Origin of the sequence: Streptosporangium minutum (assembly GCF_002149035.1) — a bacterium.
Classification (GTDB): Bacteria; Actinomycetota; Actinomycetes; order Streptosporangiales; family Streptosporangiaceae; genus Streptosporangium; species Streptosporangium minutum.
In genome coordinates this window covers 23,518-38,092 of sequence record NZ_NGFP01000008.1, presented here as the reverse complement: position 1 = coordinate 38,092, position 14,575 = coordinate 23,518, and the positions used below count along the sequence as shown (strand labels likewise).

Sequence of the window (14,575 nt, the reverse complement as noted above, 5' to 3'; positions counted from 1 at the left end):
AATCGGGGCCGGCGGTTCATCCCGCCGACCCCGATATTCACGGAACTACTTGGTCTTGACGACGACCGTCCCGGCGACCTTGTCGTGCAGAGCCTGCTGCAGGGGCTTGTCCCACAACGGCCACAGCACGTCCACCAGCAGGAAAACTCCCACCACGAAATTCACCACCAGGCCGAGGAAACCCAGGAAGCCGGCGAACGCGTTGATGATGTAGGAGCCGAACAGCACGAGGGCCCGCTTGGCCGCGCTGACCGTGTCGACGCCGCCGGCGAGCTGGCCGCCCAGCCGGACGACCCTGATGCCCATGATCTGCTTGCCGAGCGTGGTGCCGTTGCGCCCCAGCATGAAGATCTCGTAGCCGATGAGGGCCAGTCCGACGATGAGCGTGTTCACCGCCGTCGAGAGGAAGAGGTTGCCGCTGACGGCGTAGGTGGCCGGATCGAACGACGGCACGAACGGCAGCGAGACCAGGAAGCCGATGATGCCCGCGGGGATGCCGACGATCAGGAGGTCGAGGATGCGGGCCACCAGACGCTGCCACCACTCCGCGAGCGGAGCAGGCACACCGGGGGGCATCGCGCCCTGCGGCGCGTATCCCTGACCGTAGGCGGGGGCCTGCTGGCCGTACGCCTGCTGCTGGCCGTACGCCTGCTGCTGCCCGTACGCCTGCTGCTGGCCGTAGCCCGGCTGAGAGGCCTGCTGGCCGTAGGGGGACTGCTCCTGGGAGGGCTGCTGGCCGTAGGCCGGCTGCTGCCCGTAGGCGCCGGTCCCCTGCTGCCCGTACCCCTGCTGCTGACCGTAGCCGGGCTGCTGGCCGTAACCCGGCTGGGAGGACTGCTGACCGTAGGGCGACTGCTCCTGAGAGGCCTGCTGGCCGTAAGGGGACTGCTCCTGGGAAGGCTGCTGGCCGTAGGCCGGCTGCTGGCTGTAGGAACCGGTCCCCTGCTGGCCGTACCCCTGCTGCTGGCCATAGCCCGGCTGAGAGGCCTGCTGGCCGTAGGGGGACTGCTCCTGGGAAGGCTGCTGGCCGTAGGCCGGCTGCTGCCCGTAGGAACCGGTCCCCTGCTGCCCGTACCCCTGCTGCTGGCCGTAGCCCGGCTGCTGACCGTAACCCGGCTGGGAGGCCTGCTGGCCGTAGGGCGACTGCTCCTGAGAGGCCTGCTGACCGTAAGGGGACTGCTCCTGGGAAGGCTGCTGGCCGTAGGCCGGCTGCTGCCCGTAGGCGCCGGTCCCCTGCTGGCCGTACCCCTGCTGCTGGCCGTAGCCCGGCTGCTGACCGTAACCCGGCTGGGTCTGGCCCGGACCGGTGTGCGGCTGTGAGGCCTCCGATCGATATCCCACAATTGTCATGTCGGGGTCATGTTCGCCAGGGGCTCGACCCGCATTGTGCTGTCCGTACTCCGGCTGCCCCGACGGTGTGCGATCGCGGTCGGGATCATCCTGATACGGCGGCTGTCCGGTGCTCACCGCGTCACCTCACTACTTCGACGGCGCATGTGGCATATGTGAGACTCACATGCTTGCTGCAGCACAAGGTATCGACATAGGTATCAACAGTCATCTTTCTGATCGGTAACCGTCAAGGTCACGTCAGTCGCGATCCCGTGTCAGGTGGAGCAGCATCCGGGTGTTTCCCAAGGTGTTCGGCTTGACGTGCTCCAGGTCGAGGAACTCCGCGACGCCCTCGTCGTAGGAGGCGAGAAGTTCGGCGTAGACCTCCGGTGAGACGGGCGTTCCCTGGATCTCACGGAAGCCGTGCCGGGTGAAGAAATCGACCTCGAAGGTGAGGCAGAAGACCCGGCGGAGCCCGAGCCCGCCGGCGGTGCGGATGAGCTCCGAGACGATCCGGTGGCCGATGCCCAGCCCCCGGCAGGCGGGGTCGACGGCGACGGTACGGATCTCGGCGAGGTCCTCCCAGAGCACGTGGAGCGCTCCGCAGCCCACGACGGCGCCCGCCCGCTCGGCCACCCAGAATTCCTGGATGTCCTCGTACAGGGTGACCGTGGCCTTCTCCAGAAGGCGCGGGCCGGCTCCCCCGTAGGTGTCGACGAGCCGCCGGATGGCGCGCACGTCCGGGGTGCGGGCCCGCCGTACCGTGATCTCCGCCGCGTCCGCCGGGCGGTCCCGCGGATCCCGTTCCACGTCCGCGCCCCCATCCCCGGCCACGGCGCGTCGTCCCGCGATCTCGGTGTCGCGAACGGCCGGGGTGGGGGAGTGCTCCGCAACCTGCTCCATAACCGATCAGCGTACGTCCTCGGGACGTGCGAATTACGGCTCACCCTTAACTCGTGCCCCACGGCCAACAGGTGACAGATGGTAGTCGAGTCCTGACACTGGGCTGCGGGCGCCGACAACGGGGCAAATCTCGCCTTTCACATGGTCCCGGAGCTGCGAAGACCTCCACCTCCCGCAGGCCGAGGGCGCATAAAACCAGCTTAATGCCCATGTTGATCATGAAAATGCGTGATCTTCCTGTGACATTCCGGTTGTGAAAGCTCTACCGAGTTTGTAGTTCTGGTTGAGCATGAACCTCCAATTGCACTAATGTCCGTGCTCGATGTCAGCGACGTTAAAGCGCTGAACCGCCGAATCCCCGGACCCGGGGAACCGGGGACCCACCCTTTAGTCCCCTGGGGTGAATCCGAGGTGCCACCAGCACCCTCGGTAGGGCTGCCTCCGGCCCGAACCCGTCAGCTAACCCGGTAGGCGGCCGAGAGAGGAGCCTGTTGGTGAAGCGCACGCGTGACCGTGGAGGGAAGAACGCGGGCAGACATGCCCGCTATCGAGAACACGCCCCGCGTGGACTCGCCCGCCGGATGGCGTTCATCGGACTGGCCTTCGCCACCCTGACCCTCGGCACCCCTCTCGTCGCGGCCACCGCCGACCCGGAGCCCAGCCTCCCGGAGCTCGCCAAGCAGGTCGAGAAGCTGCACACCGACATCGAGACGCTCACCGAGCAGTACAACGGCGAGCGCGTCAAGCTCAAGCAGGCGCAGCGCGCCGCCGCGAGCGCCAAGAAGACCCTCGCCGTCAGCGAGTCCGAGCTGGCGTCCCGGCGCACCAAGGCCAGCCTCCTCGCGCAGAGCTCCTACATGTCGGGAGGTCTGGGCTCCGCCATGCTCTTCAGCCAGCCGACCGATCCCGACACCTTCCTCGACCAGGCCACCACGAACTACGCCCTCCAGCAGCAGCAGAGCGAGGAGGTCGCCCAGGTCGCACGGGCGATCGAGGCCGCCGAGCGGGCACAGGCCAGCGCCAAGGCCCGGACCGCCGAGGTCAAGGACCTCCTGTCGGAGATCGGCACCAAGCGCACCAAGATCGAGCGGCTCGTCGACAAGGTCGAGAGCAACCTGTTCAGCGAGGTGCGCAGCCGGGCCAAGTCCAACAGCCGGGGCAGCCGGGTGAAGATCAGCGTGCCGATCGTCGGCAGCGGCAAGGCCGCCGAGGCCGCCCGCTGGGCACTCACCCAGCAGCTCAAGCCGTATGTCTGGGGCGCCGAGGGCCCCAACTCCTTCGACTGCTCCGGCCTGGTCATGTGGGCCTACCAGAAGGTCGGCATCAGCCTGCCGCACTACACCGGTGACCAGTGGACCGCGGGCACCCACATCTCCAGGGACGAACTGCGCCCGGGTGATCTGGTCTTCTTCTACAACGACCTGCACCACGTCGGCATCTACATCGGCGCCGGACTGATGGTCCACGCGCCCCAGACCGGCGACGTCATCCACATCGCCTCGATCGACAACCGGCCCTTCGCCGGCGGCGTGCGGGTCGCGGACTGAAGCGGGCGGCGAAGGACCACCTGATCCGGCAGGACGGCGGACCGCCCGGCCGGATCAGACCGGGTGACGGACCGCGCGGCTAGATCAGCCGGCGGCGAGCCGCCCAGGCCACGGCTTCGATCGCCGTGGCGACACCGATGCGGTCGCAGATCCCACGGAGCCTGCGCCGGACGGTCCGGCCGCTGATGTCGAGGCGACGACCCACCCGGTCCACGGTGACGCCCTTGGCAAGCTCTGCCAGGAGCACGAGATCTTCGTCACTGAGACCGATCTCGCCCATGCCCAGGAGGCTGTCGCCACGACGGGAATCCACTTCTGGATATGCCATCTAGAGTCGCTCCCCCCGCACTGGAACTCGGGCGCGAGTATGTTGGATATCAATGTCGCCCGTCAGGAACGGTAAACGCCTTGTTCAAAGGTCGTCAAGTTCCCCTCTTCATAGAGGCGACGAGCGCCATTGACATAGCGGGCGCTACGTGAAGTACTCATGATATGTCGGTGCCTTTGCGGTTAAGTCGCGGCCAAGCCAAGGCACGCACCCGCAACCGCCTGCTGGCCGCGGCCGCCGAAGTCTTCGCAGAACAAGGTTTCGCCGGAGCCTCCGTCGACGAGATCGCCTCCAGAGCGGGCCACACGGTCGGCGCCCTCTACTCCCATTTCACCGGGAAAGATGAGCTGTTCCTCACTCTCTTCGACGAGCACGCCGCCCACCGCCTTGACGGCGTCGAGGAAATCGCCTCCCAATGGGAGGAGGACCAGACCGTTTTCGTCGCGCTCGGTGAGTATCTGGCCGAGATCGCCGATCACCACACGGTATGGAGCACACTGGAAATGGAGTTTCTGCGCTACGCGCTGACCCGGCCGGAATTGCTCGACCGTCTGGCCGCCCGCTGGTGGGCTCCCCGTACGGCCGTCGCCCGCCTGGTGGCCCCGCACTGCGCCACGCACGACCCGGTCGCCGTCTCGACCGCGATCATCGGGCTCTTCGAAGGGCTCGTCACGCAGCGCCGCGTCGACCGCGCCGCGGTGCCGTCCGAGCTGTTCGCCGAGGCGCTGCGCTGGCTGACGACCGGACTCGCCCACTCTTCCGGACCGGCGGCCGCGAACACACCGCGGCCCCCGCGGCCGGCATACCGGGAGACCGGCCGTAAGCACGCCGGGAGGACCTCGTGAACATGCCGGGAGACCGGCCGTGAGTCACCGAACGTGCCAGGAGACCCGTCAGGAGCACGCCGGGGGATCGTGGTGAACATGCCGGGAGACCGGCCGAGTCACCGAACGTGCCGGGAGACCGGCCGTGAGGCACCTGAAGGGCCGTCGGCCTCCGGGGGCGTTCCGTCCCGCCCAGGCTCCGCACGCGCGCCCTACGGGCTCCGTGGGAGCGCAGCCACCCGCTGCGCGGGCTCCGTGGAGGCGCGCGCATGCCGTGAAAGCCCGTGGAGGCGCGCGCATGCCGTGAAAGCCCGTGGAAGCGCGGGCACATGCCACGCGGGCTCCATGGAGGCGCGGGCACATGCCATGCGGGCTCGATCGTGCCGCCGCCCTCCGACGGCGGTACCGGGCCCGGCCCCTGACGGCACCGCCGTACGGGATCACGGTGCCCGTACGGGATCACGGTGCGGGGAGCCGGTGCCGCCCGGCGGGGAGAGCTGAGCCTCCCGCCGGGCGGCACCGGTTGCCGTCGGGCTCAGCCCGCCGGCTTGACCAGCGGGAACAGGATGGTCTCGCGGATGTTCTTGCCGGTGAAGGCCATGACGAGGCGGTCCACGCCGAGCCCCATGCCACCGGTGGGCGGCATCGCGTATTCCAGGGCGGTCAGGAAGTCCTCGTCAAGCTGCATGGCCTCGGGATCGCCGCCCGCAGCGAGCAGGGACTGCTCGGTGAGGCGGCGGCGCTGCTCGACGGGGTCGACCAGCTCCGAGTAGGCGGTGCCGAGCTCGGTGCCGAAGCCGATCAGGTCCCACTTCTCGGTGAGGAGCGGGTTGTCCCGGTGCTGGCGGGTCAGCGGGGAGGTCTCCAGCGGGTAGTCCATGACGAACGTGGGCTGGATGAGGGTGTGCTCGACGAGCTCCTCGAAGATCTCCTGGACGAGCTTGCCCTGACCCCACTTCGGGTCCCAGTGGATCTCGTGCGCGTCGGCGTGCTTGCGGACGTGCTCCAGCGGCGTCTCGGTGGTGATCTCCTCGCCCAGCGCCTCCGAGACCGCCCCGTAGAGGGTGATCCTCGGCCACTCGGGCAGGCCCAGGTCGATCTCCTGACCCTCGTGGGTCACCACGGAGTGGCCGAGCGCGGCCACGACCGCGCTCTGGATCATCCGCTGGGTCAGGTCGGCCATGTCGTTGTAGTCGAGATACGTGCCGTAGGCCTCGAGCATGGTGAACTCGGGGTTGTGGGTGGCGTCCGCGCCCTCGTTGCGGAAGTTGCGGTTGATCTCGAAGACCTTCTCGATGCCGCCCACCACGAGCCGCTTGAGGTAGAGCTCGATCGCGATGCGGAGGTAGAGCTCCATGCTGTAGGCGTTGATGTGGGTCTTGAACGGCCGGGCCGTCGCGCCGCCGTGGATCGGCTGGAGCATCGGCGTCTCGACCTCGAGGTAGCCCTCTCCGTGCCAGAAGTCGCGGATCGCCCGCACGACGGCGCTACGGGTGTAGGCCATCTTCCGCGCCTCGTCGTTGACGACGAGGTCCAGGTAGCGCTGGCGGACCCGCGCCTCCGGGTCGGTGAGCCCGGCGTGCTTCTCCGGCAGCGGGCGCAGGCACTTGGAGGTGATCGCCCAGCGGTCGGCGAGGATGGACAGCTCGCCCCGGCGGGAGGTGATGACCTCGCCCTCGATGCCGACGTGGTCGCCGAGGTCGACGTCGCGCTTCCACGCCGCCAGGGACTCCTCGCCCACCTTGTCCAGGGAGATCATGACCTGGAGGTCGGCGGAGCCGTCCCGGATCGTGGCGAAGCAGAGCTTGCCTCCGGTCCTGGAGAGCATGACCCGTCCGGTGACGCCGACCCTGTCGCCGGTCGCGGTGTCAGCGGTGAGATCGGCGTATTTCTCACGGATCTCGCCGTTGGTCGCGGTGCGCGGGAAATTCACCGGGTAGGGGTCGACGCCCTCGGAACGGAGGCGGTCGAGCTTCTCCCGGCGCACGCGCATCTGCTCGGGCAGATCCTCAGCGGGGTTCGTCACTTCATCGGTCACAGGGCAAGGTTACCGACGTCCGTGCTAAGCGGTGTTGCGGTGATAGATCAGCCGGAGACCGATCAGTGTGAGCCACGGCTCGTGCACGTCGATCGAGCGCGCCTCGCTGACCACGAGCGGCGCCGCGCTGCCGGTCGCGACGACGGTGACGTCGTCCGGGTCGTCGGCCAGCTCGGCCGCCATGCGCTCGACGATCCCGTCCACCTGGCCGGCGAAGCCGTAGATGATGCCCGACTGGAGTGCCTCGACCGTGTTCTTGGCGATCACCGACCGGGGCCGGATCAGCTCCACCTTGTGCAACTGCGCCCCGGCCGCGGCCAGCGCGTCCACCGAGATCTCGATGCCGGGGGCCGTCACGGCGCCGATGTACTCCCCCTTGGCGGAGACCGCGTCGAAGGAGGTGGCGGTGCCGAAGTCGACGATGATGCACGGCCCGCCGTACAGCTGGATGGCCGCCAGCGCGTTGACGATCCGGTCGCTGCCGACCTCCTTCGGGTTGTCCATCCTGACCGGCACCCCGGTCCGGATGCCGGGCTCGACGATCACCGCGGTGACGTCGCCGTAGTAGCGGCGGCACATCTCACGCATCTCGTTGAGCACCGACGGCACCGTGGAGCAGAGCGCTATGCCGTTGACGTCGGCGCCTTTCAGCAGTGGTGACTGCCCGAGCAGCCCCTGCAGCACGACGGCTATCTCGTCGGCCGTGCGCCGGGCGTCGGTGGCAATCCGCCAGTGCTCGATGACCTCGTCGCCCTCGAACAGGCCGAGAACGGTGTGCGTGTTACCGACGTCGATGGCGAGCAGCATCAATTCCCCCGGAGGTCCAATGCGATGTCAAGAGCCGGCGCCGAGTGGGTGAGCGCGCCCACTGCAAGGTAGTCAACGCCTGTTTCGGCCACATCACGAGCTGAGTCGAGGGTCAGCCCGCCGCTGGACTCCAGCCGCGCCCTGCCGTCCACCAGCCGTACGGCCAGCACCAGGTCGTCCACGGTGAAATTGTCCAACAGGATCTCCTCGGCTCCCTCGGCGAGCACCGGCTCGATCTGGTCGATCCGATCGACCTCGACCTCGATCGGCAGGCCGGGGTAGGCGTCGCGCACCGCCCGGAACGCCTCGGCCACGCCACCCGCGGCCACCACGTGATTGTCCTTGATCAGCGCCGCGTCCGAAAGCGACATGCGGTGATTGACCCCGCCCCCGCACCGCACGGCGTACTTCTCCAGGGCCCGCAGCCCGGGCAGCGTCTTGCGGCTGTCCCTGATCCGCGCCCCGGTCCCCTCCACCGCCCGGACCCAGCGGTCGGTGAGGGTCGCGATGCCGGACAGGTGGGTGAGCAGGTTGAGCGCGGTCCGCTCGGCGGTCAGCAGGTCCCGCGTGGGGCCGGTGACGGTCATCAGCACGTCGCCCCGGGTGACGTGCTCACCGTCCTTGACCAGCCGCTCGGCCGTGAGGCGGCCCTGGCTGAGATGGGAGAACACGCCCTCGGCGACGGCGAGCCCGGAGACCACCCCGTCCGCGCGGGCCACCACGTCGGCGGTGTCGGTCTGCCCGGCCGGGATGGTGGCGAGGCTGGTGACGTCGCCCGGGGCCTGGAGGTCCTCGTCCGCGGCGGCCCGGAAGAGGGCCGTAACCGTGGCCGGGTCGAGCCCCGCCTCGATCAGGTCCGTCTCCACCCGGGGCGGCAGCGCGGTCGCGCGCTGTCCGTGCGGCACGTACGTCATGGTCATTCCCTCCGCTGTCAGAGTCACGTCGAGGTGGCCCAGCCACCAGGCATCGTTCCGTTCGGGGAAGTCCTCGCGCCAGTGCGACCCGCGGGTCTCCTCGCGATTGCGGGCGGCCTCCACCAGCGCCGACGCGACCGTCAGCAGGTTGGTGGCCTCCCATGACTCGGTGCACGGCTCGACCGCCACCGGGGTCCACCGGCTGCTCACCAGCGCCCGGGCGACCTCGCTCAGGGACTCCTGGCCGCGCAACACGCTCGCGCCCCGGCTCATGTGCCCCTGGATCCTGGGCCTGGCCCTGGGGTCGACCAGGCCGGTGGGCCGGTCGTCGGTCACCGGCTCGCCCGGCGCGGGCCGTACGGCGTCCGGAGATCCGGCCCGCCGCCCGGCGTGGATGTCGGCGGCGATCCGCTCGGCGAAGACCAGGCCTTCGAGCAGCGAGTTCGAGGCCAGCCGGTTGGCGCCGTGCACCCCGGTGCAGGCCACCTCGCCGCAGGCGTACAGGCCCGGCACGCTGGTACGGCCGTGCAGGTCGGCGCGGACGCCGCCGCTGGCGTAGTGGGCGGCCGGGGCGACCGGGATGGGCTGGGTGACCGGGTCGATGCCGTGTTCCCGGCAGACGGCGTGAATCGTCGGGAAGCGGGTGCGCCACTTCTCCTCGCCGAAGTGACGGGCGTCGAGATACATGTGGTCGGCGCCGGTCTCGCGCATCCGCCGCATGATCGCCTTGGCCACGACGTCGCGGGGCGCGAGGTCGGCGAGCTCGTGGACGTCCTTCATGAAGCGGACGCCCTCGGCGTCGACCAGCACCGCGCCCTCGCCCCGGACCGCCTCGGAGATCAGCGGCTGCTGGCCGGTGGAGTCCTCTCCGAGCCAGAGCACGGTCGGGTGGAACTGGACGAACTCCAGGTCCCTGACGACGGCGCCGGCCCGCAGCGCCAGTGCCACCCCGTCTCCGGTCGAGACGACGGGGTTGGTGGTGGCGGCGTAGACCTGGCCCATGCCGCCGGTGGCCAGCACCACGGCCCCGGCCCGGACCGCTCCCACGCCGTCGCGCTCGCCCTCGCCCATGACGTGCAGGGTCACCCCGGCGGCCCGGCCGCCGGCGTCCTTCAGGAGGTCGAGCACGAGCGCGTGCTCGATCACCTCGATGGACGACTCCCGGAGGGCCTGGACGAGCGCCCGCTGCACCTCCGCGCCGGTGGCGTCTCCGCCCGCGTGCACGATGCGGTTGCGCCGGTGACCGCCCTCCCTGGTGAGCTGGAGCTCTCCCGAGTCGTCGGTGTCGAACCGGGCGCCCGCCGCGATCAGCCCGCGCAGCGCGCCGGGCCCCTCGGTCACCAGGACCCGCACGGCCTCCTCGTCGCAGAGGCCGACCCCCGCCAGGAGCGTGTCGGACAGGTGCTCGGCCGGGGTGTCCTGCGGGTCGAGCACAGCGGCGATCCCGCCCTGCGCCCAACGGGTGGATCCCGACGACAGCACGTCCTTGGTGACGACCAGGACCTTCGCCTCGGGGTCGAGACCGGCGTACCGCAGCGCCAGGGTCAGCCCCGCGATGCCGGATCCCACCACGACCACGTCGGCCTCGACCGTCCAGCCCGGGGCGGGCGCGGTCAACCTCTGGGGAATGGCAGGGATCGCCATGGCCGTCTCCTCGCGGGGGTTGAGAGGCACTTCATTTCGTCAACGTGACGATAACGTGCGCATCATCGTGCTTCTTCCCCGGGGGTGCCCCGTCGGGTCCGTCCCGCGGCGAGGCCGGCGGGCGGCGGCCTCGCACGCCGGCGGGTCACGGGGGCGCGGGCCGAGGGCCCGCCGCGGCCACCGGGACTCCCCGAGACGCATGTTCGAAGATCTGCGACGTCGGGCCGGCCACTTCCAGGACCCGCGACTTTCTTGATCTTTATTCAACTGTCGTTGACATACATGTAACCGCCCTACATAACATGCATGTAGCCGATGATCATCCCCCAAACCATCGCAGCGGAGGCATCGCCGTGGCGCCTGAACCAGACCCGCAACAGTGGCGAGAGTGGGACGGCGGGCTTGATCTCTCCCGCTCGTGGCCCTCCCCCCACGCGGACATCGACGTCGACACCGCCGGTCTCAGGAAGGTCGGCGAGACGATCACCACGGAACTGGCTGCCGCGGACAGCCATGAACCGGACGGCCCTACATCCTCCGGCCTGAGGTCCTGGAAGGACACGGCCGTCGCCGTCAGCCAACTCGAGTTCGATATGACTGCCTACGGCCTGTGGCCGCGTTGGATTGCGTTCGACAGATTCTGGGGGACGGTGTCGTTCATCGGCGACCGCATCGTGACGGAAACCGATTTCGTCCTGCTAACTTACGGCCAGTTCGGCAACATGATCATCGCAACTTCGGCGAACTATGCCATGGCCGACAGTGTTTTCGACAAGAAGATCTCCCAGCTGCGATACATCGTCAACGGCAAAGGCGTCCACCACACCACCATGCTCATGAAGGCCGGGTGGGAGGCGGACAACATCTCGGACTATGACGCCCCCAAGATCAAGGCCATGCTGTTCAGCTTTGATGTGGCGACCATGCTGCGTAAGGGCGGCGAGTGCGCCGAGCTGGCCGCGTGGTTGATCAGTCTGCAGTCCCTCATCGAGGAGCGCGCCAGGCAGCTGGCCGACGTCTGGTCGGGCGAGCCGTCCGAACTCGCCCTGGAGGCCTTCCGCAAGGTGCACGCCAGCGTCAGAGCGCTGGCCCACTCCATCGGCACGACCGGTGAAACGATCATCTGGCTGGCCAACGTGATCCACCGATATCAGGTGAACTTCGAATCCGTGGTCAAGCTGGGCGACTGGGAGTTCGACGACGACCTGCCGGACTGGCTGCTCCCGTCGGGCGGCGGCGCGCACGACCGCGCCCGCGACTACCTGCGCGACCTCAACCAATACGTGAAAGCCGCCTACGACGCGCTTCCCGCGGAGATCGAGACCCTCATCCCCGGTGCCCCCAGCAGCCTCGTCTACCCCGACCTGTCCAAGGGCGTGAAGGACTACTGGGATTCCACGCTCGTGGGCAGCGGCGAGGATGAGCCCTGACAGAGCCCGCCCGCATACGTGCGGCGGGTTGGGTAAGGGGAGCCGGACGGGCCGCCGTCCTACCGGCGCCGACATCCGACTCCGCCGGAGCATTTCCCCGTGAGGGGCTCTCAGTCCGCCGGCCGGTGGAGCCTGTCACCGCGCAGGAGACCGGTGGCGGGCTCCGGAGCCGAGGCGGGGTCGTGGCCGAGATCGACGATCCGGTTGCCACCGTCGACGTGGACGACCCTGGGCCGGAAGGTCCGCGCCTCGGCGTCGTCGAGCTGGCCGTACGCGATGATGATCACCAGGTCGCCCTGGTGGACGAGGCGGGCGGCCGCGCCGTTGATGCCGATGATCCCGGAACCGCGGGGGCCCGCGATCGTGTAGGTCACCAGCCGGGCGCCGTTGTCGATGTCCACCACGTGGACCTGTTCACCGGGGAGCAGGCCCGCCGCGTCCAGCAGATCCTCGTCGACGGTCAGCGATCCCACGTAGTGCAGGTCGGCCTGGGTGACGGTGGCACGATGGATCTTGGACGTGAGCATGGTGCGGAGCATGTGTCGATCACCTCTCACTCGGTCGCGCCGCCTGGTGGCGTGCACGCCTGCGCGGAATATATCCGACACCCCGGAAACGCCGCAGTGCTTCCGTCCCTCCGGGCTCCCTGAAGACCGATCACCGAAGGCCGACCGTTCCTGAAGACCCGCCATCCCTGAAGCCCGACCGTCCCTGAAGCCCCGCCATCCCTGAAGCCGGTCGGACCCGCCGTCTCTGAAGCCTGACCGCCCCCCGAAGACCCGCCGTCCCTGAGACCCGCCGTCCCTGAGACCCGCCRTCCCTGAAGCCGGYCGGACCCGCCGTCTCTGAAGCCCGACCGCCCCCCGAAGACCCGCCGTCCCTGAGACCCGCCGTCCCTGAAGTCCGGACGTCCCTAGAGGCCGATCGTCACGTTGTCGATCAGCCTGGTCGAGCCGAGCCTGGCGGCCACGGCGAGGATCGCCTCACCCGTGTGGCCCTCGCCGACCTCCGCGAAGGTCGCCGGGTCCACCAGGACCAGGTAGTCGACGGCCACCGAGGGCTCCTCCGCCAGCACGGCACGCGCGACCCGCCGGATCTCCCCGGGGGTCCGCTGCCCGGCCCCCGCGAACAGGGCCCGGGACAGGACCGTCGCGGTCCCGCGCTCCTCCGGGGACAGGTAGCGGTTGCGGCTGGACATGGCCAGGCCGTCGGCCTCCCGGAGCGTGGGCGCCCCGACGACCGAGATCGGCAGGTCGAGGTCGGCGACCATCCGGCGGATCATCGCGAGCTGCTGGGCGTCCTTCTGCCCGAACACCGCCACGTCCGGCCGGACCAGGTTGAACAGCTTGAGCACCACGGTCAGCACGCCGTCGAGGTGCCCCGGCCGGAACGCCCCCTCGACGATCGCGCCCATCTCCCCCGCCGAGACGCCGACCTGCCGGTCCGGCAGATACATGTCCTCGGCGGCGGGGGCGAACACCATGCCCACGCCCTCCGCGGCGCAGACCTCCAGGTCGTCGTCGAACGTGCGGGGATAGCGGGAGAAGTCCTCGCCGGGACCGAACTGCAGCGGGTTCACGAAGATGCTCACGGCCACGTGCTCGGCGTGCTCGCGGGCCAGCCGCATGAGCGAGCGGTGGCCCTCGTGCAGCGCGCCCATGGTCGGCACCAGCGCCAGGGCGGCCTTCCCCGGGGGTACCGGCCCGCCGATCCCCAGGGCCCGCCTCGCCTCGGCCAGCTCGGCGCGGTCACCCGCCACGATCACGTCCATATGTTGCCTCCCAGGGCGTCCAGGAGGCGCTCGGCGGCCTCGGGCTTGAGCAGCCCGGCCGCCAGCGCCCGGTCCGCCGTGAGCCTAGCGAGGGCCACATAGGCGTCCGCGGCCTCGGGGGCGGCCAGGATCAGCGCGTCCACGTGCTTGCGGACGGTCCCCGCGTCTCCGCGCACCACCGGGCCGGTCAGCCCGGCGATGCCGAGCCGCAGCACGTTCTCCAGGGCGGCGCCCAGCAGCGGGCCGAGCATCCGGCCCGGCTGCTCCACGCCGATCTTCTCCAGCAGCTCGGAGGACTCCGCGACGAGCGTCACCATGTGGTTGGCCGCTCCCGCCAGGGCCGCGTGGTAGAGCGCCCGGTCCTCGTCCTCGATCCAGACCGGCTCGCCCTCCATCTCGATGACCAGCGCCTCGGCCACCGGGCGGAGCGGGTCGGGCGCGGTGACGCCGTAGGAGATGCCGACGAGCCGGCGGAGGTCGTCGTCCTTGCCGGTGAAGGTCATCACCGGGTGGAGGGCCAGCGGGAGCGCCCCCGCCTTGATCGCGGGGTTCAGCACCGCCAGGCCGTACGCGCCGCTGGTGTGGGCCACCAGCTTGCCCCGCAGGTCGGCGCCGGTGCCCACCAGGCCGGAGACCAGGTCGGGCAGGACGTCGTCGGGGACCGTCAGGAGGATGAGGTCGGATTTCGAGACCACGTCCTCGGGGCGGGTGGGGACCAGGCCGAGCCGCTCCGCCGCCCGTTCCCTGGAGGAGTCGGAGACCCCGCTCGCGGCGACGACCCGGTGGCCCGCTCGCGCGAGCGCGGCGCCGAGTGCCGAGCCGACCCGGCCCGCGCCGACCACTCCGACGGCCAGCCGTGCCGGGCGATCACGTGTGTCCATCAGATGCCCATCAGATCTAGCGAGCGAACTGTCGGATTTATCCGCCAGGGGAATCGCCTCATCGAATATCTCCAGCGTGGAGACCCCCGCCTTCAGGCGGAGGAGGAAACACTGACTGATAGCGTTCTTTCGTCCGAAACGGGCAGGGCTTGTGCG

12 protein-coding genes and 1 riboswitch are annotated in these 14,575 nt (G+C 69.6%); of the genes, 3 read left to right on the top strand and 9 right to left on the bottom strand.

All coding sequences use genetic code 11. The features are described 5' to 3' along the window. Positions 1 to 45: 45 nt before the first annotated feature. Complete coding sequence (locus CA984_RS48555; RefSeq protein ID WP_086567855.1) at positions 46 to 1,350, bottom strand: RDD family protein; 1,305 nt, start codon at positions 1,348 to 1,350, stop codon at positions 46 to 48. Positions 1,351 to 1,590: 240 nt separating this feature from the next. Beyond that, positions 1,591 to 2,166, bottom strand: a complete 576-nt coding sequence (locus tag CA984_RS03240; RefSeq protein WP_423229279.1) for an amino-acid N-acetyltransferase — start codon at positions 2,164 to 2,166, stop codon at positions 1,591 to 1,593. 407 nt (positions 2,167 to 2,573) lie between these two features. Further along, positions 2,574 to 2,724: riboswitch (cyclic di-AMP (ydaO/yuaA leader) on the top strand. A 5-nt stretch (positions 2,725 to 2,729) separates the two neighbouring features. On the opposite strand from CA984_RS03240, the gene CA984_RS03235 reads away from it, so the two are divergent. Next, a complete protein-coding gene (locus CA984_RS03235) occupies positions 2,730 to 3,782 on the top strand; it encodes a C40 family peptidase (RefSeq protein ID WP_242675702.1) in 1,053 nt (350 codons plus the stop codon). 79 nt (positions 3,783 to 3,861) lie between these two features. Here CA984_RS03235 and CA984_RS03230 read toward each other — a convergent pair whose 3' ends face one another. Then, on the bottom strand, positions 3,862 to 4,062 hold the full coding sequence (locus tag CA984_RS03230) for a LuxR C-terminal-related transcriptional regulator (RefSeq protein WP_031157992.1): 201 nt from the start codon (positions 4,060 to 4,062) through the stop codon (positions 3,862 to 3,864). A gap of 218 nt (positions 4,063 to 4,280) precedes the next feature. On the opposite strand from CA984_RS03230, the gene CA984_RS03225 reads away from it, so the two are divergent. After that, positions 4,281 to 4,955, top strand: coding sequence for a TetR/AcrR family transcriptional regulator (locus CA984_RS03225; protein ID WP_242675701.1), 675 nt, complete (start codon positions 4,281 to 4,283; stop codon positions 4,953 to 4,955). A gap of 514 nt (positions 4,956 to 5,469) precedes the next feature. On the opposite strand, the gene lysX is transcribed toward CA984_RS03225, so the two are convergent. Genes lysX through CA984_RS03210 form a run of 3 tightly spaced genes read right to left on the bottom strand, consistent with a single transcriptional unit; the run spans position 5,470 to position 10,337 of the window. Then, positions 5,470 to 6,972 carry a bifunctional lysylphosphatidylglycerol synthetase/lysine--tRNA ligase LysX gene (gene lysX / locus CA984_RS03220; RefSeq protein WP_086567847.1) on the bottom strand — a complete coding sequence of 501 codons (1,503 nt, stop codon included), beginning with the start codon at positions 6,970 to 6,972 and terminating at the stop codon, positions 5,470 to 5,472. Between the two features lie 24 nt (positions 6,973 to 6,996). After that, a complete protein-coding gene (locus CA984_RS03215; protein ID WP_086567845.1) occupies positions 6,997 to 7,779 on the bottom strand; it encodes a type III pantothenate kinase in 783 nt (260 codons plus the stop codon). After that, positions 7,779 to 10,337 (bottom strand): L-aspartate oxidase, encoded by a 2,559-nt coding sequence (locus tag CA984_RS03210; RefSeq protein ID WP_086567937.1) that lies wholly within the window; start codon positions 10,335 to 10,337, stop codon positions 7,779 to 7,781. Before CA984_RS03210 ends, CA984_RS03215 begins: the two co-directional genes overlap by 1 nt. Before the next feature lie 302 nt (positions 10,338 to 10,639). Between CA984_RS03210 and CA984_RS03205 the strand changes: the two genes are divergently transcribed. Continuing rightward, positions 10,640 to 11,767: a hypothetical protein gene (locus tag CA984_RS03205; protein WP_133061519.1), complete on the top strand. Its 1,128-nt coding sequence runs from the start codon at positions 10,640 to 10,642 to the stop codon at positions 11,765 to 11,767. A 110-nt stretch (positions 11,768 to 11,877) separates the two neighbouring features. On the opposite strand, the gene panD is transcribed toward CA984_RS03205, so the two are convergent. The 3 genes from panD to CA984_RS03190 form a co-directional block, all read right to left on the bottom strand. Further along, positions 11,878 to 12,306, bottom strand: a complete 429-nt coding sequence (gene panD, locus CA984_RS03200; protein ID WP_086567841.1) for an aspartate 1-decarboxylase — start codon at positions 12,304 to 12,306, stop codon at positions 11,878 to 11,880. Between the two features lie 374 nt (positions 12,307 to 12,680). Then, complete coding sequence (gene panC / locus CA984_RS03195; protein WP_086567838.1) at positions 12,681 to 13,538, bottom strand: pantoate--beta-alanine ligase; 858 nt, start codon at positions 13,536 to 13,538, stop codon at positions 12,681 to 12,683. Then, positions 13,529 to 14,419, bottom strand: a complete 891-nt coding sequence (locus CA984_RS03190; protein ID WP_086567836.1) for a Rossmann-like and DUF2520 domain-containing protein — start codon at positions 14,417 to 14,419, stop codon at positions 13,529 to 13,531. The genes panC and CA984_RS03190 overlap by 10 nt, the downstream gene beginning before the upstream one ends. Between the last annotated feature and the right edge of the window lie 156 nt (positions 14,420 to 14,575).

Bases quoted from the DNA above. Each gene is read 5' to 3' on its own strand.
- panC (WP_086567838.1), bottom strand. From the start codon at position 13,538: ATGGACGTGATCGTGGCGGGTGACCGCGCCGAGCTGGCCGAGGCGAGG.
- CA984_RS03205 (WP_133061519.1), top strand. From the start codon at position 10,640: ATGCATGTAGCCGATGATCATCCCCCAAACCATCGCAGCGGAGGCATC.
- CA984_RS03215 (WP_086567845.1), bottom strand. From the start codon at position 7,779: ATGCTGCTCGCCATCGACGTCGGTAACACGCACACCGTTCTCGGCCTG.
- panD (WP_086567841.1), bottom strand. From the start codon at position 12,306: ATGCTCCGCACCATGCTCACGTCCAAGATCCATCGTGCCACCGTCACC.
- CA984_RS48555 (WP_086567855.1), bottom strand. From the start codon at position 1,350: ATGACAATTGTGGGATATCGATCGGAGGCCTCACAGCCGCACACCGGT.
- CA984_RS03190 (WP_086567836.1), bottom strand. From the start codon at position 14,419: ATGGACACACGTGATCGCCCGGCACGGCTGGCCGTCGGAGTGGTCGGC.
- CA984_RS03230 (WP_031157992.1), bottom strand. From the start codon at position 4,062: ATGGGCGAGATCGGTCTCAGTGACGAAGATCTCGTGCTCCTGGCAGAG.
- CA984_RS03210 (WP_086567937.1), bottom strand. From the start codon at position 10,337: ATGGCGATCCCTGCCATTCCCCAGAGGTTGACCGCGCCCGCCCCGGGC.